Source organism: Klebsiella sp. ZJOU C1 (genome assembly GCF_035620215.1).
Classification (GTDB): Bacteria; Pseudomonadota; Gammaproteobacteria; order Enterobacterales; family Enterobacteriaceae; genus Klebsiella; species Klebsiella variicola.
The window spans coordinates 4291112-4312067 of the sequence record NZ_CP141644.1 but is presented as its reverse complement, the minus strand read 5'-3'; the positions used below and the strand labels follow the sequence as shown (position 1 = coordinate 4312067).

Sequence of the window (20956 nt, the reverse complement as noted above, 5' to 3'; positions counted from 1 at the left end):
ACAACGAAATTATGCATGTTTCGGATTAAGCGCTAATGATAGTGCATTCTGACAGAGCGGATCATTGGGAAAGATCACATCAGGCTGCAATTCCTTGAGATGTTTACCGCTAAGCGTGGGGATTTTTTGCGGGCTGGCGAAGACGGTGAGACCCTTCATCAACAGCGTATCGCAAATACGATCGTTTTCATCGACGGCGATAGCGACAATCGCGCGCGGTTTAAAGCGCCCGGAGGAACGGCCGACGCCGACGCGGCCCTGCTGGCAAAGGCTATCAAAGGCGCGATTGAAGCGGCGAATTTGCCAGCCGCCGAAAGCCAGCTGAGTCAGCCAGGCGATAGCGGCGACGGTGATTAATGCGGTAACCATAATGTCTCCTGAAAGTGGGGTACCGGGTACAACCCGGGTACCGTTTTTTGTCGGGTGGCGGCTAGCGCCTGACCCGACCGACATTTTTGTAGCCCGGATAAGCGCAGCGCCATCCGGGAACCTTTTAAAACATCACCTGGCCGCCGGTAACGTTAATTGACTGACCCGTGCAGTACGACGCCTGCGGGCTGGCGTAAAACATCAACACGTTCAGCACATCCTGGTAATCGCAGCCGCGTTTCAACGGCACCTTATCGATGTAGTACTGCTCGACTTCGCTCTCATCAATGCCGAGCTTGGCGGCGTACTGCGGCAGCAGCGACTGGAACATCGGCGATTTCAACAGATTGCCGAGCATCAGCGAATGGACGGTAATACCGTACTCCGCCAGATCCAGCGCCAGCGACTGGGTCAGCCCGACGCCGCCGAACTTCGCCGCGCTGTAGCCGGAGTTGTGCTTACTGCCCACTTTGCCGGACTTCGAGTTGATCTGAATGATGCGACCTTTAATGCCATCGCGGATCATGAGCCGCGAGAACTCGCGGGCGCAGAGGAAATAGCCCACCAGGTTCACCTGCAGCGAGCGGTCGAAATCCCCCAGCGCGAAGTCGCTAATAAACGCCGCTTTGGCAATCCCGGCGCTGTACACCAGCAGATCGACGCGCGTGAAAATCTCATCCACCCCGTGAGCCAGGGCAGTGACGCTGGCTTCGCTGGTGGCGTCGGCGCCGAAGCCGTATGCCGTGCCTTCGCCATATTCAGCGTTGATCTCCTGGGCGACGCGGCTGGCTTTTTCACTTTGAATATCGACCACCGCCACGCGGTACCCCTCGGCGGCCAGACCGCGGCACAGAAACTCTCCTAAGGTTTGTCCGCCACCAATGACAACAGCAACCTGATTCATCTTTCTCTCCTTCTAAGCAACAAATTTCAGTACGCAGCCGGTCGCGATAGCATCCGGCACCGGGCCGGCGACGTGAACGGTTCCGGGAAACTCCGCTTCACGATGGCCGTCGAAGCGCAGGGTGATGTGGCCCAGCTCGCGCAGGTTTTGTTCGGCGACCTCGCCGACGGCGGTCACCGGATAACGCCTGTCGCCGAGCTGCAGCTCTGCGCCCGGCGTCAGGGGGCCGGCAAGCTCGCCGTGGTTGTGAATAAAGCAATACTCTTCGATATCCGCCGGGGCGCCCTCGCGGAAGGTGATCAGCATCTGCTCTTCCAGCGCCATCGTCGCGCAGGCGCCGATGCGGGTAATGGTGGTGTGGTAAATGACGGTCATCTTCAGGAACCTCTTACTGGTAAATAAATCCGGAAACGAACCACGCGATCAGCACCGTTGGCGCGCCGGTGAGGAAGCGGCTGACCAGCACCGACGGCACGCCGACGCGCACGGTATCCTGACGGGCTTCGGCCAGCGACAGGCCTACCGGGATAAAATCGCAGGCGGCCTGGGCGTTAATGGCAAACAGCGCGGGCAGGGCGAGGTGCGGTGGAATGTTGCCAAGGCCGATCTGGACGCCGATCAGCACGCCGATGACCTGGGCGATAACGGCGCCGGGGCCGAGAAACGGCGACAGTAGCGGGAAGGAGCAGATCAGCGCCAGGGTCACCAGCCCCAGCGGATGGCTGGCAAGCGGCGCCAGGCCGTGGGCAATCCAGTCGCCGATGCCGGAGGCCATGATGATGCCGATCAGCGCCGAGACGAAGGCCATAAACGGCAGAATGGTTTTCAGCACCGTGTCGATGGTGTCGCGTCCGGCCTGGAACAGTACCGCCACCACCGATCCCATCCCCATCCCGACCTTCGCCAGCAGGCCGTCGCTCTGTTCGGTGATCTTTTTGCTGGCGTCATAATCGCGGCCCGCGGCAGGGAGTGGTTGCGCTGCCGTCTCGCCGCTATCTTCCAGCAGTTTGATGTTCTCTTCTTTCACCCCGGAGACGTAAATATCCTCGACGATATACTGCGCCAGCGGCCCCGATTTGCCAGTGGCATGGATATTCACCGTAGGGATACGGCGCTTCGGGTAGAGGCCGCAGCGCAGGGTGCCGCCGCAGTCAATAATGGCGATGCCAATTTCGCTTTCCGCCGGTTCACCCTCTTTAAATCCATCAACCGCCTGCCAGCCGGTCAGGCTGGCGATGCGGTCAACGATCGCCGGTCGGGTGCCGGCGGTGATATAGACGATCTTTTTGCCCTCGACGACGTCGAGCTCAAGCGGGCCGCCCCAGCCGCCGGTGCCTTTCTCAATACGAATGCGGGTCATGATGTCGCTCCTGACAGATGCACTTTCCGGGCAAGCTGAATCGCCATTTTTTTCTCGAAAATAGAGGTGGTCAGGTCGGTGACCCAGCCGCGGAAGAAGTTGGTTACCAGGCCAACCAGCAGGTAGCTCACCGCCAGCGGGCCAAGCGGCAGGCCCAGCGTGGTGAGGCCGTTGGCGATACCGAGATAGACAAACAGCTCGCCGGGGTTGATATGCGGAAACAGCCCGTTCATCGAATGACAGCTATAGGAGGCCGCCGCGTAGTAGCTTGGTTTGTACTTCTCTGGCATAAAGCGGCCAAGGCTTAAGGTCATGGGGTTGCAGAAGACAAAGGTACCGATGCAGGGCAACAGTAGGTAACGGGTAAGCGGGTTGCCGGCGCAGCGCTGCGCCAGCTTTTCGATCCGCTGCTGGCCGATAAAGTTGATCAGCGCGTTCATGATCACCAGCAGGCTGATCAGTAAGGGGAGGATCCCGGTCACCATGCCGGTAAATACCTCGCCGCCTTTCTGAAACAGGCCGATAAACCACTCCGCGCCGTGGGTAACGACGTCAATCATTGTTCTCTCCTTCAGCGTGTTATTTTTCTTGCTAACTGCAGGCTGATTTTAATCATTTTGAAAGGTTTTAAAGTGTTAAATAGATCGCAAAATGAAAGATAAATATTTTATTTTGAAAGTTTGAAGGCAAGAGGATGAAACGATGAGGCGCATGGCAGTATGTAGGGAAGGGGCGATGAAGGACTATTTTGTCTACAAACGGATTGTCGCTTTCTTGTTGGTCGTCGCATGCTTTACCATAATTATCCCTTGCTGAATTTGTTAAACGGAATTCCCATGTTGAAGCGTCGCTATCTGGCTTTACTTCCCCTTTGTGTGCTCCTCGCTGCCTGCAGCAGCAAACCCAAGACCCCCGCGGAAACGGAGATGGCGAGTGGAACCGGCGGCTTTTTGCTGGAACCGCAGCATAACGTGATGCAGATGGGCGGCGACTTCGCCAACAACCCGGCGGCGGCGCAGTTCATCGATAAGATGGTGGCGAAGCACGGCTTCGACAGACAGCAGCTGCAGGAGATCCTGTCGCAGGCTAAGCGCCTGGATTACGTCCTGCGGCTGATGGATCGTCAGGCGCCGACCGGCCTGCCGCCGACCGGGCCGACCGGCGCCTGGCTGCGCTACAAGAAACAGTTTATTACCCCGGATAATGTGCAGAACGGCGTGGTGTTCTGGAACCAGTATCAGGATGCGCTGAACCGCGCTTATCAGGTTTATGGCGTGCCGCCGGAAATCATCGTCGGCATTATCGGCGTGGAGACTCGCTGGGGTCGGGTGATGGGCAAAACCCGCATCCTTGATGCGCTGGCGACCTTGTCATTTAGCTACCCGCGCCGCGCTGAATACTTCTCGTCGGAGCTGGAAACCTTCCTGTTAATGGCGCGCAGCGAAAGCGACGACCCGCTGGATCTGAAAGGCTCTTTCGCCGGGGCGATGGGTTACGGCCAGTTTATGCCGTCCTCCTATAAGCAGTATGCGGTCGATTTTAACGGTGACGGCCATATCAACCTGTGGGACCCGGTGGATGCCATCGGCAGCGTGGCCAACTACTTCAAACAGCATGGTTGGGTGAGCGGCGATTTGGTGGCGGTGCAGGCGCTGGGCCAGGCGCCGGGGCTGGAGAATGGTTTCAAAACCAAATACAGCGTGTCGCAGCTTGCGGCGGCGGGGCTAACCCCAACCCAGCCGCTGGGTAACCATCAGCAGGCCAGTCTGCTGCGGCTGGATGTCGGCACCAGCTATGAGTACTGGTACGGGCTGCCGAACTTCTACACCATCACCCGCTATAACCACAGCACCCACTACGCGATGGCCGTCTGGCAGCTGGGGCTGGCGGTTTCGCAGGCCCGCGGCGGGTACTGATTTTCATCCGGCTGACAGATTCCGCGCCTCCCCGGATAGCGGCGCGTAGCGCCTTATCCGGGCTACGGTCTGGTATCCGGTTGGTAGCCCCGGTAAGCGCAGCGCGACCGGGGGAGAGTTCAATGACAGCTTGTCGCCCATCGGCAACACTGCGGCTACGTTACTGACAGATTCCGCGCCTCCCCGGATAGCGGCGCGCAGCGCTTTATCCGGGCTACGATGCGGTATCCGGTTGCTAGCCCCGGTAAGCGCAGCGCGACCGGGGGATGACGCCGGGGAGGCCGCGCTTAACCTCTCGTTTTTTCCCGCCCGCATGCCTCTTGTTGACCTTTGTTACATTTCTGCCCACTGACACTGATTTACATTCTTTTTTCGCTTCTGTATTGTTATGTTATAACATTAAAAGAGGTGAAATATGTTCACATCAGTTTTTATGGCCTCCGGCGCGACGCGCGCGACCATCGCAGGCGTGCTGCTGGTGGCGCTATGGTTAGCGACCTGGTGGGCGGTGGCGCTGCCATGATTGAGCTGGAGCAACTGGTCGCTGGCTATGACGGGGTGGCGATCACCCCACCGTTGAGCGGGATGATATGCCCCGGCAGCCTGACAGCAATCGTTGGCCTCAATGGCTGCGGAAAATCAACGCTGCTGAAAACGCTCGCCGGGTTTCTACCACCGGTCAGTGGCCGCCTGCGCTGGCAGGGGAAACGGCCGGTGATTGGCTGGCTGGCGCAGCGCCATGCCCTCGAGTCGCAGTTTCCTCTCAACGTGCAGGATGTGGTGAGTCAGGGCGCATGGCCCGGCGTGTCGCTGCTACGCGGTCTGGGCGGCGATACCCGGCGACGTATCAGCGCGGTGCTGGAGCGGGTCGGGCTGGCGGGTCTGGCGAAATCGCCGATTGAGGCGCTCTCCGGCGGCCAGTTTCAGCGCATGTTGTTTGCCCGGGTGATGGTGCAGCAGGCGCCGCTGGTGATGCTCGACGAGCCCTTCACCGGCATCGACGAAGCGACCTGCCGGGAACTGATGGAATTGATCCTCGAGATGCATCAGCAGGGGCAGACCATCCTGGCGGTGCTGCATGATAACCAGCGGGTGGCCGACTTTTTCCCCGAGACGCTGCTGCTGACTTCCCAACGCGCCTGCTGGGGCGTCACCCGGGCGGTACTTCCGGCTTTCAGTCATGCGAGGTCGGCATGATCTGGCACACCTTCTTTCAGCCTTTTATTGAATTTGGTTTTATGCGCCGGGCGCTGGTGGTGTGTCTGGCGCTGTCGCTGAGCACCACCATGCTGGGCGTCTTCCTGCTGCTGCGGCGCATGAGCCTGATGGGCGATGCGCTGTCGCACGCCATTCTCCCCGGGGTGGCGGTGGGGTATCTGCTGAGCGGCATGTCGCTGCTGGCCATGACCCTGGGCGGCTTCATCGCCGGCATCGTGGTGGCGCTGGTGGCCGGGTGGGTGAGCCGGCGGACACCGTTAAAAGAGGACGCCAGCTTTGCCGGATTTTATCTGGGATCGCTGGCCCTGGGCGTCACCCTGGTGTCGCTGCGCGGCTCCAGCGTCGACCTCCTGCATCTGTTATTTGGCTCTATTCTGGCGGTCGATCGTGACGCGGCGCTGTTTGTCAGCGGCGTCGCCAGCCTGACGCTGCTGTGCATTGCGCTGTGCTACCGCGGTCTGGTCAGCGAGGCGTTCGACAGCGCCTGGCTGCAGGTGAACCACCCCCGCCTTCCCGCGCTGCTGCATGGACTGTTTCTGGCGCTGCTGGTGCTTAATCTGGTGGCGGGGTTTCAGGTACTCGGCACGCTGATGGCGGTAGGGGTGATGATGCTTCCGGCGGTTGCCGCGCGCTGCTGGGCGCGAACGCTGCCGGGCATTCTGCTGCTGGCGGCGCTCTCCGGCGCACTCTGCGCCTGGCTGGGATTAAGTCTCTCCTGGGCGGCCAGTCTTCCCGCCGGGCCCGCCATCGTGCTGACCGCCAGCGCGCTGTTTTTTATTTCGCTGTTTTTTGGCACGCATAGCCGGCTGCTGATCGGCTGGCGCAAATTGATGGGGTAAGGAAATGATGAAACGTAGTGCAATGGTTGTGGCGCTGGCTTTGGGGCTGATGGCGCAGGGGGCGATGGCAAAAACGCTGAACGTGGTAAGCAGTTTTTCGGTGCTGGGTGATATGGTGCAGCAGGTCGGCGGCGAGCATGTCCATGTCGATACGCTGGTCGGCCCGGACGGCGATCCACACACCTTCGAGCCCTCGCCGAAAGATAGTGCGCTGCTCAGCAAGGCCGACGTGGTGGTGGTCAACGGCCTGGGGCTGGAAGGGTGGCTGGATCGTCTGATTAAGGCCTCTGGTTTTAAGGGCGAGCTGGTGGTGGCCTCGAAAGGCGTCAAGACCCATACCCTTGATGAGGATGGCAAAACGGTGACCGATCCCCACGCCTGGAACAGCGCGGCGAACGGTGCGTTGTATGCGCAGAATATCCTCGATGGTCTGGTGAAAGCCGACCCGGAAGATAAAGCGGCGTTGACCAGCAGCGGCAAGCGCTATATCGAGCAGTTGACGAATATCGACGGCTGGGCGAAAGCGCAGTTCAGCGCCATTCCGCTGGCAAAGCGCAAGGTCCTGACCAGCCATGACGCCTTCGGCTATTTTGGCCGCGCTTACAATGTGACATTCCTCGCGCCACAGGGGCTCTCTTCAGAGAGCGAGGCCAGCGCGGCGCAGGTGGCGGCGCTGATTAAGCAAATCAAAGCCGATGGCGTCCATACCTGGTTTATGGAGAACCAGCTTGACCCGCGGCTGGTGAAGCAAATCGCCAGCGCGACAGGCGCCCAGCCGGGGGGCGAACTCTATCCGGAGGCGCTCTCCGCACCGGGTGGCGTCGCGGATAGCTATGTGAAAATGATGCGTCATAACGTGGCGCTGATCGCCGCCAGCATGAAGTAATCGTGCGATTTATCATCCCGGCATCGCCGGGATGATTCATTTTGGATGTCCCCTCGTAAATTCCACACCTCGTCCCCATATCTCTGTGGAAAGTGCTATCTTTGATGGCCTCTTTATCCAGACCAAAGCGGGGCGATAATGACCGATTCAGAATTAATGCAGCTAAGCGAGAAGGTGGGCCGGGCGCTGAAGGCGCGCGGTGCGACGGTGACCACGGCGGAATCCTGCACCGGCGGCTGGATAGCGAAAGCGATCACCGATATTGCCGGCAGCTCAGCGTGGTTTGAACGCGGCTTTGTGACCTACAGCAACGAAGCCAAATCGCAAATGATCGGCGTCAGCGAAGCGACGCTGCGGGACAACGGCGCAGTGAGCGAACCGGTGGTGGTCGAGATGGCGATCGGCGCACTGCGCGCGGCGCGCGCGGACTATGCCATCTCCGTTAGCGGCGTCGCCGGGCCGGATGGCGGCAGCGACGAAAAGCCGGTCGGCACGGTGTGGTTTGGTGTCGCCAGCGTGAGCGGGCAAGGCGTGACGCGGCGCGAATGCTTTGCCGGAGACCGCGAAGCGGTGCGTCGTCAGGCGACGGCCTATGCGCTCAATCTGCTCTGGCAACAATTTCTACAAAACACTTGATACTGTATGACCATACAGTATAATTGCCTCAACTGAACAAATATTAACGGCGAAGCGAACACGCTTCACCCTGCATGATTAGGAGTAACAATGGCGATCGACGAAAACAAACAGAAAGCGTTGGCGGCTGCACTGGGCCAGATCGAAAAGCAATTCGGTAAAGGCTCCATCATGCGCCTGGGTGAAGACCGTTCTATGGACGTAGAAACCATCTCCACCGGCTCGCTTTCTCTGGATATTGCGCTCGGCGCCGGCGGTCTGCCAATGGGCCGTATCGTCGAGATCTACGGGCCGGAATCTTCCGGTAAAACCACCCTGACGCTGCAGGTTATCGCCGCAGCGCAGCGTGAAGGTAAAACCTGTGCGTTCATCGATGCCGAACACGCGCTGGACCCGGTCTATGCGCGCAAACTGGGCGTGGATATCGACAACCTGCTGTGTTCTCAGCCGGATACCGGTGAACAGGCGCTGGAAATCTGTGACGCGCTGGCGCGCTCTGGCGCGGTTGACGTTATCGTCGTCGACTCCGTCGCGGCGCTGACGCCGAAAGCGGAAATCGAAGGCGAAATCGGCGATTCTCACATGGGTCTCGCGGCGCGTATGATGAGCCAGGCGATGCGTAAGCTGGCGGGTAACCTGAAGCAGTCCAACACGCTGCTGATCTTCATCAACCAGATCCGTATGAAAATCGGCGTAATGTTCGGTAACCCGGAAACCACCACCGGCGGCAACGCGCTGAAGTTCTACGCCTCCGTGCGTCTGGACATCCGCCGCATCGGCGCGGTGAAAGAGGGCGACAATGTCGTCGGCAGCGAAACCCGCGTCAAAGTGGTGAAGAACAAGATCGCCGCGCCGTTCAAACAGGCTGAATTCCAGATCCTCTACGGCGAAGGCATCAACTTCTTCGGCGAGCTGGTTGACCTGGGCGTGAAAGAGAAGCTTATTGAGAAAGCGGGCGCCTGGTACAGCTACAACGGCGACAAAATTGGTCAGGGTAAAGCGAACGCGATCACCTGGCTGAAAGAGAACCCGGCGGCGGCGAAAGAAATTGAGAAGAAAGTTCGCGAACTGCTGCTCAACAACCAGGACTCTACGCCGGACTTCGCCGTTGACGGCAACGACGCAGAAGAAACGGAACAAGATTTCTGATATCGTCTAACAGAGTGATAAAGGGCTGCTTATGCGGCCCTTTTGCATTTTTTAGATTATTGAGGTGCCTGTGACTGAACCTTCATCACGCCGCTCCGGCTACGCCCGCCTGCTGGACCGCGCTATCCGCATTCTGGCCATGCGCGACCACAGCGAACAGGAGCTGCGGCGCAAACTGGCTGCACCAGTAATGAGCAAAAATGGCCCCGAGGCGCTGGACGTCACCCCCGAAGAGCTGGAGCAGGTGGTTGCCTGGTGTATCGAAAACCGCTATCTCGACGATCACCGTTTTGTCGGCCAGTTCATCGCCAGCCGGAGCCGCAAAGGCTATGGCCCGGCGCGCATTCGTCAGGAGCTCAGCCAGAAAGGGATTGCCCGCCAGGACGTTGAACAGGCGATGCGCGAATGTGATATCGACTGGGTGAGCCTTGCCAGGGAGCAGGCGCAGCGTAAATACGGCGAACCGTTACCTTCCGCCTTTACTGAAAAAGTGAAAGTTCAGCGATTCCTGCTTTACCGCGGCTACCTGATGGAAGATATCCAGGAAATCTGGCGAAATTTTGCAGATTGACCCATCGGGGATTTTACTTCGCCGTAAAGAAAACTTATCTTATTCCCACTTTATTCCGTCGGGCCGCTGGTTGTGACAGTACAGACAGCGTCCAGGGCGATTATTCCTTATACACAAAATCATTCAAGCTGCATCAGGGCGGCAAGAGAGAACATCTTCTGGAACGCACGTCAGTTCGGTGCCGGGAGAGCAAGCGCAGCCAGGACAGAGGCGACTTGAAGGATGACGTGTAGCTTGATTTCAGGATAATTATGAGCAAGAGCACCGCTGAGATCCGTCAGGCGTTTCTCGACTTTTTCCATAGTAAGGGACATCAGGTAGTTGCCAGCAGCTCCCTGGTACCGCACAACGATCCAACCCTGCTGTTTACCAACGCCGGGATGAACCAGTTCAAGGATGTCTTCCTTGGCCTCGACAAACGTAATTACTCGCGCGCGACCACCGCGCAGCGTTGCGTGCGTGCGGGTGGTAAACACAACGATCTGGAAAACGTCGGTTACACCGCGCGTCACCACACCTTCTTTGAAATGCTGGGCAACTTCAGCTTTGGCGATTACTTCAAACAGGATGCCATCAAATACGCATGGGAACTGCTGACCGGTGAAAACTGGTTCGCCCTGCCGAAAGAGAAGCTGTGGGTCACCGTCTACGAGACCGATGACGAAGCATTCGACATCTGGGCCAATGAAGTAGGCGTTCCGCGCGAGCGTATCATCCGCATCGGCGACAACAAAGGCGCGCCGTTTGCTTCTGATAACTTCTGGCAGATGGGCGACACGGGTCCGTGCGGCCCGTGCACCGAAATCTTCTTTGACCACGGCGATCACATCTGGGGCGGCCCTCCGGGAAGCCCGGAAGAAGACGGCGACCGCTACATCGAGATCTGGAACATCGTCTTCATGCAGTTCAACCGTCAGGCTGACGGTACCATGGAGCCGCTGCCGAAGCCGTCCGTTGATACCGGTATGGGGCTGGAGCGTATTGCCGCCGTGCTGCAGCACGTTAACTCCAACTATGATATCGACCTGTTCCGCGATCTGATCGCCAGCGTGGCGAAAGTCACCGGCGCGACCGACCTGACGAACAAGTCGCTGCGTGTGATTGCCGACCACATTCGCTCCTGTGCATTCCTGATTGCTGACGGCGTGATCCCGTCGAATGAAAACCGCGGCTACGTGCTGCGTCGCATCATTCGCCGTGCGATCCGTCACGGCAACATGCTGGGCGCGAAGGACACCTTCTTCTGGAAACTGGTTGCCCCGCTGATCGCCGTGATGGGTTCCGCCGGTGAAGAACTGAAACAGCAGCAGGCTCAGGTTGAGCAGGTACTAAAAACTGAAGAAGAGCAGTTCGCCCGTACTCTGGAGCGCGGACTGGCGCTGCTGGATGAAGAGCTGTCGAAGCTGAAAGGCGACACGCTGGATGGCGAAACGGCCTTCCGTCTGTACGACACCTACGGCTTCCCGGTCGACCTGACGGCGGACGTGTGCCGCGAACGCAACATTAAAGTTGACGAAGCTGGCTTTGAGGCCGCCATGGAAGAGCAGCGCCGCCGCGCGCGCGAGTCCAGCGGTTTCGGCGCTGACTATAACGCGATGATCCGCGTTGACGGCGCCTCTGAATTTAAAGGCTACGATCATCTGGAGCTGAACGGCAAAGTGACTGCGCTGTTTATCGACGGTAAAGCGGTGGATAGTGTCAGCGCGGGCCAGGAAGCGGTGGTGATCCTCGACCAGACCCCGTTCTATGCGGAGTCCGGCGGCCAGGTGGGCGATAAAGGCGAACTGAAAGGCGCAGGCTTCTCCTTCGCCGTCAGCGACACGCAGAAGTACGGTCAGGCCATTGGTCATATCGGTAAAGTCGCCAGCGGTTCCCTGAAAGTGGGCGACGCGGTGCAGGCCGATGTGGACGAGGCTCGCCGTCAGCGTATCCGTCTGAACCACTCCGCGACGCATCTGATGCATGCGGCGCTGCGCCAGGTGCTCGGCACCCATGTAGCGCAGAAAGGCTCGCTGGTTAACGATAAAGCGCTGCGCTTTGACTTCTCGCATTTCGAAGCGATGAAGCCGGAAGAGATCCGTGCAGTCGAAGATCTGGTCAATGCGCAGATCCGTCGTAACCTGGCTATCGAAACCAACATTATGGATATCGATGCCGCGCGCGCATCCGGCGCCATGGCGCTGTTCGGCGAGAAATACGATGACCGCGTCCGCGTGCTGCAGATGGGCGACTTCTCCACCGAACTGTGCGGCGGGACTCACGCGGCGCGTACCGGTGATATCGGCCTGTTCCGCATCACCTCTGAGTCCGGTACCGCCGCTGGCGTGCGCCGTATCGAAGCGGTAACCGGCGAAGGCGCGATAGCCATGCTGCACGCGCAGAGCGATCAGCTCAGCGATATCGCACAGCTGCTGAAGGGCGACAGCCACAATCTCGGCGAGAAAGTTCGCGCCGCGCTGGAGCGTACCCGTCAGCTGGAAAAAGAGCTGCAGCAGCTGAAAGAGCAGGCTGCGGCGCAGGAGAGCGCAAACCTCTCCAGCAAAGCGGAAGAGATTAACGGCGTTAAGCTGCTGGTCAGCGAGCTGGCCGGCGTGGAGCCGAAGATGCTGCGTACCATGGTTGACGATCTGAAGAACCAACTGGGTTCGACGGTTGTGGTGTTGGCTACGGTCGCAGACGGTAAAGTTTCCCTGATTGCCGGTGTGTCTAAGGATGTGACAGATCGCGTGAAGGCAGGGGAGCTGGTTGGTATGGTCGCTCAGCAGGTGGGCGGTAAAGGGGGCGGTCGTCCGGATATGGCGCAGGCCGGTGGTACCGATGCGTCTGCTCTCCCTGCAGCGTTAGCCAGTGTGAAAGGCTGGGTCAGCGCAAAACTGTAATAACTATAAACGCCTATACCCTAAATAATTCGAGTGGCAGGAAGGCGGCGACGCAGCGAATCCCCAGGAACTTACTCAAGTAAGTGACTGGGGTGAGTGAGGAAAGCCAACACACAGGCAACTTGAAGTATGGCGGGTATAGGTGCCGTAACCTCGGGGAAACGGCACCTTGCGTCATAAGTACTGATAACGATAAAGTCGGGTTGAAATTGTGTATATCGGCTAAACTTAGGTTTAACAGAATGTGATGCCATGACTGCCTTATACCGCAAGGTATTTGTCATCGCTTACTTTTTGGCGTTATATGATGGATAATGCCGGGATACGAGAGACCCGACTCTTTTAATCTTTCAAGGAGCAAAGAATGCTGATTCTGACTCGTCGAGTTGGTGAGACCCTCATGATTGGAGATGAGGTCACTGTGACAGTTTTAGGGGTGAAGGGTAACCAGGTTCGTATTGGCGTAAACGCCCCTAAAGAAGTATCTGTTCACCGTGAAGAGATCTACCAGCGTATTCAGGCTGAAAAATCCCAGCAGTCCAGTTACTAAGGTTTCCGCGCCTCGCTGTTCAGTGAGGCGCATCCCTTCCCGCCGTTATTTTTGCCTTTTTCACTTTTTCCCCTGCGCAATACCGGTTTTCATCACCCTTTGCCGCTTTGGCTGTTTGGCGTTATGCCTGCGTCAGGTCTGATTTCCTGTTGATAAATTGCCCTTTTTGCCGTTTTTGCACGCGAATTGCGTGCGAAGTGTGCAAACGAAAAAAGGTCTCGAAAAAGTGTTTGACTTATAAGTACCAGAAAGTAATATGTGCGCCATCGCAGCGACGAAGAGCAGAAACAAGTTCTTCGAAGCACTCGAAAGAGGCGTGTGTGGTGAGGTGGCCGAGAGGCTGAAGGCGCTCCCCTGCTAAGGGAGTATGCGGTCAAAAGCTGCATCCGGGGTTCGAATCCCCGCCTCACCGCCATTTTGCATCCGTAGCTCAGCTGGATAGAGTACTCGGCTACGAACCGAGCGGTCGGAGGTTCGAATCCTCCCGGATGCACCATCTTCTTTCTGAATTAAGAGAGAAGAACGCTGTGAAAGCAGCGGCCCGCAGTGCGAGGTATAATCGAGTCACTCTACCGATTAGGCCATCATACTCAGTGTGGCAGGTGTTAGTTGTGACACTGACGCGTAGTAAAGCAAGTTTCCCGATGCATCCGTAGCTCAGCTGGATAGAGTACTCGGCTACGAACCGAGCGGTCGGAGGTTCGAATCCTCCCGGATGCACCATTCTTGCCCGATTCTGATTATTCAGATGAATTCTGTAGTAAACTAGTTATTCCGATGCATCCGTAGCTCAGCTGGATAGAGTACTCGGCTACGAACCGAGCGGTCGGAGGTTCGAATCCTCCCGGATGCACCATATTCTCCTTGATAACAGCGACGATGTTGTTTTATGGTCTGCGAAATTATCGCCAGCACCAGGGAGGATAACGTTGCGTAAGCAACGGCCCGTAGGGCGAGGCGCAGCCGAGTAATCCTCCCGGATGCACCATATTCTCCTTAGTAACAGCAACATTGTTGTTATCTGGTTTGCGAAACCATCGTAAGTGCCAGGAGAGTAACCCCGCAGTAAAATAGCTTTCCCGATGCATCCGTAGCTCAGCTGGATAGAGTACTCGGCTACGAACCGAGCGGTCGGAGGTTCGAATCCTCCCGGATGCACCATATTCTCCTTAGTAACAGCGACGACGTTGTTGTATGGTCTGCGAAATCAGCGCCAGCACCAGGGAGGATAACGTTGCGTAAGCAACGGCCCGAAGGGCGAGGCTTAGCCGAGTCATCCTCCCGGATGCACCATCTTCACTCTTTACTCTCCCCTCACCATCCCGATAACCTCGTTTTCCATCACCGGTTTCATACTGACTTTTTTTATTGGCAAGCCGCGCTTTCCACTATAATTTATCCTTGTATATCAGCGTTATCAGGCTGAGTTAAATGCAAGGAGAGAAATCCATGAAATGGTTCAAAGCAATACCTGCTTTTTGCGCGACGCTGCTGGTGGCGACGGCCCTTACTGGCTGTGCCGGTTCGTCCACCAAAGAAAGCACCGGCGGTTACATTGACGATACCGTGGTGACCACTAAGGTGAAAACGGCGCTCTTTAACGATAAAGATATCAAGTCCTCAGAAATCAGCGTCCAGACCTTTAAAGGCCGCGTGCAGTTGAGCGGGTTTGTCTCCTCTGCGGAAAGCGCTAAACGTGCGGTGGAAGTCACCCGTCGGGTGCAGGGCGTGCGTATGGTCGAGAACGATCTGCGTATTAAATAAGACCCACTACCCGGTTTATGCCTGAAGGCGCCTGAGGGCGCCTTTGTCGTTTGAGCCGCTGGCCGCGACAACGACGGGCTTTTGCGATAGAGTAACTATTCATTAACCGGTTGGTGAGAAGACAATGTACGAAGGTTACGCAGGACTGATCTTTGATATGGATGGCACCATTCTCGATACCGAGCCGACCCATCGGCAGGCATGGAACGAGGTGTTGGGCCGCTACGGTATGCGTTTCGACGAACAGGCGATGGTCGCGCTCAATGGCTCACCAACCTGGCGGATTGCCCAGGCGATTATTGAACTCAACCAGGCGGATCTCGATCCACATCGCCTGGCGCAGGAAAAAACCCAGGCGGTTAAGGCGATGCTGCTGGACAGCGTACGCCCGTTGCCGCTAATTGAGGTGGTCAAGGCGTGGCATGGTCGTCGCCCGATGTCGGTGGGTACCGGCAGCGAAAGCGCCGTCGCCGAGGCGCTGCTGGCGCACCTGGGCCTGCGTCATTACTTCTCTGCGGTGGTGGCGGCCGATCATGTGGTCAACCATAAACCCGCGCCCGATACCTTCCTGCTGTGCGCCGAGCGCATGGGCGTCGCGCCGGAAAAATGCGTGGTCTTCGAAGATGCCGACTTTGGTCTGCAAGCGGCGAAGCGTGCAGGCATGGACGCTGTTGACGTGCGTTTGCTGTGAGCGACGCGCTGTCACTCACCTCGCTGTTTGCCAGTAGCTTTTTAAGCGCCACGCTGCTTCCCGGTAATTCGGAGGTTGTGCTGGTGGCTATGCTACTTGCAGGGGTCAGTCATCCATGGTGGTTAGTATTAATAGCAACAATCGGCAATAGCCTTGGAGGGGTAACTAACGTTATTCTGGGGCGCTTGTTTCCGCTGCGCAAAACCTCGCGCTGGCAGGAGCGGGCGGCTGGCTGGCTTAAGCGCTACGGCGCGGTCACGCTCTTACTGAGCTGGGCGCCGGTTGTCGGCGATTTACTGTGTTTGCTGGCGGGATGGATGCGCATTTCCTGGGGACCGGTACTCTTTTTCTTATGCCTTGGTAAGGCGCTGCGCTATATCGTTATTGCAGCAGCGACGCTTCAGGGTATGACGTGGTGGCACTAATTGGACTGATAGTTCATCCATTACAATTATGCTTATTCAAACGATTTCGACAGGCGGGAGGTCAAATTGATCCCGGACGTATCACAGGCGCTGGCCTGGCTGGAAAAACATCCGCAGGCTCTGCAGGGTATTCAACGTGGTCTGGAGCGGGAAACGCTGCGCGTGAACGCAGACGGCACCCTTGCAACGACCGGTCACCCTCTGGCGTTAGGCTCAGCGCTGACGCATAAATGGATTACCACCGATTTTGCCGAAGCTTTACTCGAGTTCATTACGCCGGTGGATGGCGATATTGAGCATATGCTGACCTTTATGCGCGATGTCCATCGCTATACCGCGCGTCAGCTGGGCGACGAGCGAATGTGGCCGCTGAGTATGCCATGCTATATCGCTCCCGGTCAGGATATTGAGCTGGCGCAGTACGGCACCTCAAACGTGGGGCGTCTGAAAACGCTGTATCGCGAGGGGCTGAAGAACCGCTATGGCGCGCTGATGCAGACTATCTCCGGCGTGCACTATAATTTCTCGCTGCCGATGGCGTTCTGGCAGGCGAAGTGTGGCGTGGAAGACGTCGAAAGCGGTAAAGAAGCTATCTCGGCGGGCTATTTCCGCTCGATTCGTAACTACTATCGTTTTGGCTGGGTGATCCCTTATCTGTTCGGCGCCTCGCCGGCGATTTGCTCCTCGTTCCTGCAAGGGAAACCGACGACGCTGCCTTTTGAGGAGGCGGGTAACGGTATGTACTACCTGCCGTACGCCACCTCGCTGCGCCTCAGCGACCTCGGTTATACCAATAAGTCGCAAAGCAATCTCGGAATTACGTTTAACGATCTGCATGAGTATGTGGCAGGATTGAAGCGGGCGATTAAAACGCCGTCGGAAGAGTACGCTAAAATCGGGCTGCAGAAAGACGGCAAGTATCTGCAGATCAACAGCAATATCCTGCAGATTGAAAACGAACTCTATGCGCCGATCCGTCCGAAACGCGTGACCCGTCGGGGCGAAACCCCGTCCGATGCGCTGCTGCGCGGCGGCATTGAGTACATTGAAGTGCGTTCGCTGGATATCAACCCGTTCTCGCCGATCGGCGTTGACGCCCAGCAGGTGCGTTTCCTCGATCTGTTTATGGTCTGGTGCGCGCTGGCCGACGCGCCGGAGATGAGCAGCGATGAGCTGCTGTGCACTCGCACCAACTGGAATCGGGTGATTCTGGAAGGGCGTAAGCCGGGCTTAACGCTGGGGATTGGCTGCGAAAGCGCGCAGTTCCCGCTGGCTCAGGTGGGCAAAGATCTGTTCCGCGATTTACGCCGCGTGGCGCAGACCCTTGACAGTATCCACGGTGGCCAGGCATATCAGCAGGTCTGCGACGAGCTGCTGGCCTGCTTTGACGATCCGGAATTAACCTTCTCAGCCCGCATTCTGCGTTCTATGATTGAAGAAGGGATTGGCGGCACTGGCCGTGCATTGGCGGATCGCTATCGGACGCAGCTGCGGGAAGAGCCGCTGGAGATCCTGAGCGAAGCCGATTTCATCGCCGAGCGCGAGGCATCGGTGGCACGGCAGAAGAAAGTGGAAGCGGAAGACAGTGAGCCGTTCGAAGCGCTGCTGGCACGACACGCGTAGCCGCTGACGATACAAAAGAAAAAGGCCACATCAATGTGGCCAAACTTTCATCTCTGATTCAGGGATGATGATGATAATAAATGCGCGTCTTTCATATACTGAGACTCGCGGCTGAACAAAGAGTTCATTTTATTTTAAAAAAAATCACTCCCGGAGGTGACGAATGCCGTTGTTAGATAGTTTCACAGTCGACCATACCCGAATGGAAGCCCCAGCGGTGCGTGTCGCGAAGAAAATGAACACGCCGCATGGCGATGAAATCACCGTTTTCGATCTGCGCTTCTGCGTGCCGAACCAGGAAGTGATGCCGGAACGCGGTATCCACACCCTGGAGCACCTGTTCGCGGGCTTTATGCGCGATCACCTGAACGGGAATGGCGTGGAAATTATCGACATTTCGCCAATGGGCTGCCGCACCGGGTTCTATATGAGCCTGATTGGTACACCGGACGAGCAGCGCGTCGCTGACGCCTGGAAAGCGGCGATGGCCGATGTGCTGAAGGTGAAAGATCAGAACCAGATCCCGGAGCTCAACGTCTACCAGTGCGGAACCTATACCATGCACTCGCTGGAAGAGGCCCAGGACATCGCTCGTCATATCATTGAGCGCGATGTACGCATCAACAGCAACGACGAACTGGCGCTGCCGAAAGAAAAACTGCAGGAACTGCACATCTAGTGCTTCCGCCACGGCCCGACGCCTGTCGCCGGGCCGCTCTCCTGACGCCGCCATGACGACCACCACGACTTTCTCCTTTCAGCACCGCCCGCTGGTGCCTTTTGCCCATGATTATGCCCACGGTGACCAGGAAGACTGGCATCAGCATGACTGCGCCCAGCTGCTGCATATTTTAAGCGGCGTGGTGCGGGTCGCGACACCGGCAGGTTACTGGGTGGTGCCTCCCGGGCGCGGCGTCTGGCTGCCGGCGGGAACGCCGCACGCGCTGCGTATGACCGGCAACGTGGCGGCGCGCACCCTGTTTATCGATCCGCTGGCGCGCGCCGATCTCCCGGCGGGTTGCCAGATCGTACAGATCACGCCGCTGCTGCGGGAACTGATCGTCTCATCCCTGGGACTGGCCGAGTGCTATGCCCCCGCCAGCCGTGACGAACGGATTTATGAGCTGATCCTCGATGAGATCCGCGGGATGGCGATCCTGCCGTTTGGCCTGCCGGAACCGCAAAGTGACACGCTGCGTCGGCTGTGCCAGCAGGTACGCGAGGCGCCGGGCGAAGCCTGGAGCAGCGGCCAGGCGGCAAAGGTGTGCAGCATGAGTGAGCGAACCCTTAACCGCCATTTTCAGCAGCAGACTAGCCTGACGTGGAGCGAGTGGGTGCGCCGGGCGAAGCTAATGGAAGCGCTGATTCGCCTGGCGCAGGGTCACTCCGTGCTGCGGGTGGCGCTGGAGCTGGGCTACGGCAGCCACAGCGCTTTCAGCGCCATGTTTCGTCGGGTGATGGGCGTTGCTCCCAGCGACTATTTTCGCCCTCCGACCTGATCGGCGACGCTGATCGCATTGCACAATGCCTGCAGCGAAGCGCGCGCCACGTCATTATCAATACCCACTCCCCAGTAGCTTTCACCTTGTGGAAAAACGCAGCGGATATAGGCGACCGACCGACTGTCGCTGCGCGCGCCAAGGGTATGCTCATGGTAGTCCTTAATCATAAACGGCTGTCTGAGCAGCGCGCTGAGGCCGCTGGCGGCGGCCGACAGCAGGCCGTTGCCCTGGCCCTGCAGGCGTCGGGTTTCGCCGTGGTGTCGCAGCGTCGCCTGCAGCGAAAGCTGGCCATCCTGTTGGCTGGCGCTCTGATAATCAAGCAGCGTCAGCGCAGGCTGCGCCAGCAGGCCGTAGCGCGTGCGGAACAGCTGCCACAGCGCGTGGTGGGTCATCTCTTTGCCGTCGCTATCGGTCACCTGCTGTACATGCTGACTGAAGTCCTGCTGCAGCCCGCGGGGCAGCTTGAGACCATGGTTTTGTTCGATAAGCCAGGCGCTGCCGCTTTTTCCCGACTGGCTGTTGACGCGGATCACCGCCTCATAGCTACAGCCAATATCCTGTGGGTCAATGGGCAGGTAGGGCATCTGCCACGGATCGCCTGGCTGACGGGCATCAAACCCTTTTTTGATGGCATCCTGATGGGAGCCGGAGAAGGCGGTATAAGCCAGACTTCCCGCCCACGGGTGGCGTGGGTGAACGGGGATCTGGTTGCAGTTTTCCACCACCTCCACCACCCGGTTCATCTGCTCGAAGCGAAGCTCAGGGTCGATGCCCTGGCTGTAGAGATTCATGGCCAGCGTCACCAGGCAGACGTTGCCGGTGCGTTCGCCATTGCCAAACAGGCAGCCTTCCACCCGATCGGCGCCGGCCATCACCGCCAGCTCGGCGCTGGCGACACCGGTCCCGCGGTCGTTGTGCGGGTGCACGCTGATGCAGACCTCGCCGCGGCGGGAGAAGTGGCGGCAAAAATACTCGATCTGATCGGCATAGACGTTGGGGGTGTTCACTTCCACCGTCGCCGGCAGATTGACGATCATCGGCCGTTCGGCGCAGGGCTGCCAGACGTCCGCCACCGCCTCGCAAATCTCAAGGGCAAACTCGGGTTCGGTAAAGCAGAAGGTCTCTGGTGAGTATTCGTATTGCCAGCGGGTCTCCGGCTGTTGTTCGCACTGCTGGCGGATAAGTCGGGTGGCGCGGGTCGCCAGGGCGATCACTTCGGCTTTATCCATCCCGAAGACCAGCTCGCGAAACAGCGGCGCGGTGGCATTGTAGAGGTGGACGGTGGCCTGGCGGGCGCCGCGCAGTGCCTCAAAGGTGCGCAGGATCAGCGGATCCCGCGCCTGGGTCAGCACCTGGATGGTGACATCTTCCGGGATGCGCTGCTCGTCGATCAGCTGGCGGACGAAGTTGAAATCGGTTTGCGAAGCGGAAGGGAAGGCGACCTCAATCTCTTTAAAACCGCACTCCAGCAGCAGATCCCAGAACTGCAGTTTGCGGGCGCTGTCCATGGGCTCCGCCAGCGCCTGGTTGCCGTCGCGCAGGTCGGTCGACAGCCAGCGCGGGGCGTGGCTGATTTGCCGGTCGGGCCAGCGGCGGTCGGGCAGGGCAATCGGCGGATAGGGACGGTACTTTTCAGCAGGATGGCTCAGCATAGTGTTCTCCTTAATGGTCAGC

At 58.3% G+C, this 20956-nt stretch carries 21 protein-coding genes and 5 tRNA genes; 20 read left to right on the top strand and 6 right to left on the bottom strand.

The genetic code is table 11. The features are described from left to right. Nucleotides 1-9: 9 nt before the first annotated feature. From gutM to srlA, 5 genes are all read right to left on the bottom strand, one after another. On the bottom strand, nucleotides 10-369 hold the full coding sequence (gene gutM, locus SPE70_RS20615; protein ID WP_012540781.1) for a transcriptional regulator GutM: 360 nt from the start codon (nucleotides 367-369) through the stop codon (nucleotides 10-12). A 124-nt stretch (nucleotides 370-493) separates the two neighbouring features. Continuing rightward, on the bottom strand, nucleotides 494-1273 hold the full coding sequence (gene srlD / locus SPE70_RS20610; RefSeq protein ID WP_012540782.1) for a sorbitol-6-phosphate dehydrogenase: 780 nt from the start codon (nucleotides 1271-1273) through the stop codon (nucleotides 494-496). A 12-nt stretch (nucleotides 1274-1285) separates the two neighbouring features. Continuing rightward, nucleotides 1286-1648, bottom strand: coding sequence for a PTS glucitol/sorbitol transporter subunit IIA (srlB, locus tag SPE70_RS20605; RefSeq protein ID WP_008806160.1), 363 nt, complete (start codon nucleotides 1646-1648; stop codon nucleotides 1286-1288). 13 nt (nucleotides 1649-1661) lie between these two features. After that, on the bottom strand, nucleotides 1662-2633 hold the full coding sequence (srlE, locus tag SPE70_RS20600; protein ID WP_064170042.1) for a PTS glucitol/sorbitol transporter subunit IIB: 972 nt from the start codon (nucleotides 2631-2633) through the stop codon (nucleotides 1662-1664). Next, nucleotides 2630-3193, bottom strand: coding sequence for a PTS glucitol/sorbitol transporter subunit IIC (gene srlA / locus SPE70_RS20595; RefSeq protein WP_008806158.1), 564 nt, complete (start codon nucleotides 3191-3193; stop codon nucleotides 2630-2632). The genes srlE and srlA overlap by 4 nt, the downstream gene beginning before the upstream one ends. A gap of 276 nt (nucleotides 3194-3469) precedes the next feature. Here srlA and mltB point away from each other — a divergent pair, with 276 nt between their 5' ends. The 20 genes from mltB (at nucleotide 3470) to SPE70_RS20495 (ending at nucleotide 19279) form a co-directional block, all read left to right on the top strand. Further along, nucleotides 3470-4549 (top strand): lytic murein transglycosylase B, encoded by a 1080-nt coding sequence (mltB, locus tag SPE70_RS20590; protein WP_324726405.1) that lies wholly within the window; start codon nucleotides 3470-3472, stop codon nucleotides 4547-4549. A 486-nt stretch (nucleotides 4550-5035) separates the two neighbouring features. Next, a complete protein-coding gene (locus SPE70_RS20585) occupies nucleotides 5036-5746 on the top strand; it encodes a metal ABC transporter ATP-binding protein (RefSeq protein WP_012540787.1) in 711 nt (236 codons plus the stop codon). Beyond that, nucleotides 5743-6606 carry a metal ABC transporter permease gene (locus SPE70_RS20580; RefSeq protein ID WP_008806155.1) on the top strand — a complete coding sequence of 288 codons (864 nt, stop codon included), beginning with the start codon at nucleotides 5743-5745 and terminating at the stop codon, nucleotides 6604-6606. The genes SPE70_RS20585 and SPE70_RS20580 overlap by 4 nt, the downstream gene beginning before the upstream one ends. Before the next feature lie 7 nt (nucleotides 6607-6613). Beyond that, a complete protein-coding gene (locus SPE70_RS20575) occupies nucleotides 6614-7492 on the top strand; it encodes a metal ABC transporter substrate-binding protein (protein ID WP_016161684.1) in 879 nt (292 codons plus the stop codon). A 138-nt stretch (nucleotides 7493-7630) separates the two neighbouring features. Continuing rightward, nucleotides 7631-8128: a nicotinamide-nucleotide amidase gene (pncC, locus tag SPE70_RS20570; protein ID WP_012540790.1), complete on the top strand. Its 498-nt coding sequence runs from the start codon at nucleotides 7631-7633 to the stop codon at nucleotides 8126-8128. A 90-nt stretch (nucleotides 8129-8218) separates the two neighbouring features. Further along, nucleotides 8219-9277: a recombinase RecA gene (gene recA / locus SPE70_RS20565; RefSeq protein WP_004205686.1), complete on the top strand. Its 1059-nt coding sequence runs from the start codon at nucleotides 8219-8221 to the stop codon at nucleotides 9275-9277. A 70-nt stretch (nucleotides 9278-9347) separates the two neighbouring features. Beyond that, nucleotides 9348-9848, top strand: coding sequence for a recombination regulator RecX (gene recX / locus SPE70_RS20560; protein ID WP_008806152.1), 501 nt, complete (start codon nucleotides 9348-9350; stop codon nucleotides 9846-9848). Nucleotides 9849-10099: 251 nt separating this feature from the next. Then, entirely contained in the window at nucleotides 10100-12727 is a 2628-nt protein-coding gene (alaS, locus tag SPE70_RS20555) for an alanine--tRNA ligase (protein WP_012540791.1), read from the top strand. 364 nt (nucleotides 12728-13091) lie between these two features. Further along, nucleotides 13092-13277 (top strand): carbon storage regulator CsrA, encoded by a 186-nt coding sequence (gene csrA, locus SPE70_RS20550; RefSeq protein ID WP_000906486.1) that lies wholly within the window; start codon nucleotides 13092-13094, stop codon nucleotides 13275-13277. 322 nt (nucleotides 13278-13599) lie between these two features. After that, nucleotides 13600-13692, top strand: a tRNA-Ser gene (locus SPE70_RS20545). Nucleotides 13693-13696: 4 nt separating this feature from the next. Then, nucleotides 13697-13773 (top strand) — tRNA-Arg (locus SPE70_RS20540). A gap of 150 nt (nucleotides 13774-13923) precedes the next feature. Beyond that, a tRNA-Arg gene (locus SPE70_RS20535) sits at nucleotides 13924-14000 on the top strand. Between the two features lie 56 nt (nucleotides 14001-14056). Further along, nucleotides 14057-14133: transfer RNA gene (locus SPE70_RS20530), tRNA-Arg, on the top strand. A gap of 228 nt (nucleotides 14134-14361) precedes the next feature. Continuing rightward, nucleotides 14362-14438, top strand: a tRNA-Arg gene (locus SPE70_RS20525). 288 nt (nucleotides 14439-14726) lie between these two features. Then, complete coding sequence (locus SPE70_RS20520; protein ID WP_008806150.1) at nucleotides 14727-15041, top strand: BON domain-containing protein; 315 nt, start codon at nucleotides 14727-14729, stop codon at nucleotides 15039-15041. Between the two features lie 124 nt (nucleotides 15042-15165). After that, nucleotides 15166-15732, top strand: coding sequence for a fructose-1-phosphate/6-phosphogluconate phosphatase (gene yqaB, locus SPE70_RS20515; RefSeq protein WP_004174701.1), 567 nt, complete (start codon nucleotides 15166-15168; stop codon nucleotides 15730-15732). Continuing rightward, nucleotides 15729-16157, top strand: coding sequence for a YqaA family protein (locus SPE70_RS20510; RefSeq protein WP_008806149.1), 429 nt, complete (start codon nucleotides 15729-15731; stop codon nucleotides 16155-16157). The genes yqaB and SPE70_RS20510 overlap by 4 nt, the downstream gene beginning before the upstream one ends. Before the next feature lie 66 nt (nucleotides 16158-16223). After that, nucleotides 16224-17780 carry a glutamate--cysteine ligase gene (gshA, locus tag SPE70_RS20505; protein WP_008806148.1) on the top strand — a complete coding sequence of 519 codons (1557 nt, stop codon included), beginning with the start codon at nucleotides 16224-16226 and terminating at the stop codon, nucleotides 17778-17780. 163 nt (nucleotides 17781-17943) lie between these two features. Continuing rightward, nucleotides 17944-18459, top strand: a complete 516-nt coding sequence (gene luxS, locus SPE70_RS20500) for an S-ribosylhomocysteine lyase (RefSeq protein WP_002914351.1) — start codon at nucleotides 17944-17946, stop codon at nucleotides 18457-18459. 52 nt (nucleotides 18460-18511) lie between these two features. After that, a complete protein-coding gene (locus SPE70_RS20495) occupies nucleotides 18512-19279 on the top strand; it encodes an AraC family transcriptional regulator (RefSeq protein WP_064170043.1) in 768 nt (255 codons plus the stop codon). Here SPE70_RS20495 and leuA read toward each other — a convergent pair. Continuing rightward, the gene (leuA, locus tag SPE70_RS20490; protein ID WP_012967376.1) at nucleotides 19258-20934 is read right to left on the bottom strand and encodes a 2-isopropylmalate synthase; all 1677 of its coding nucleotides are present in this window, start codon (nucleotides 20932-20934) and stop codon (nucleotides 19258-19260) included. The two genes, SPE70_RS20495 and leuA, sit on opposite strands and share 22 nt — an antisense overlap. Nucleotides 20935-20956: the final 22 nt, after the last annotated feature.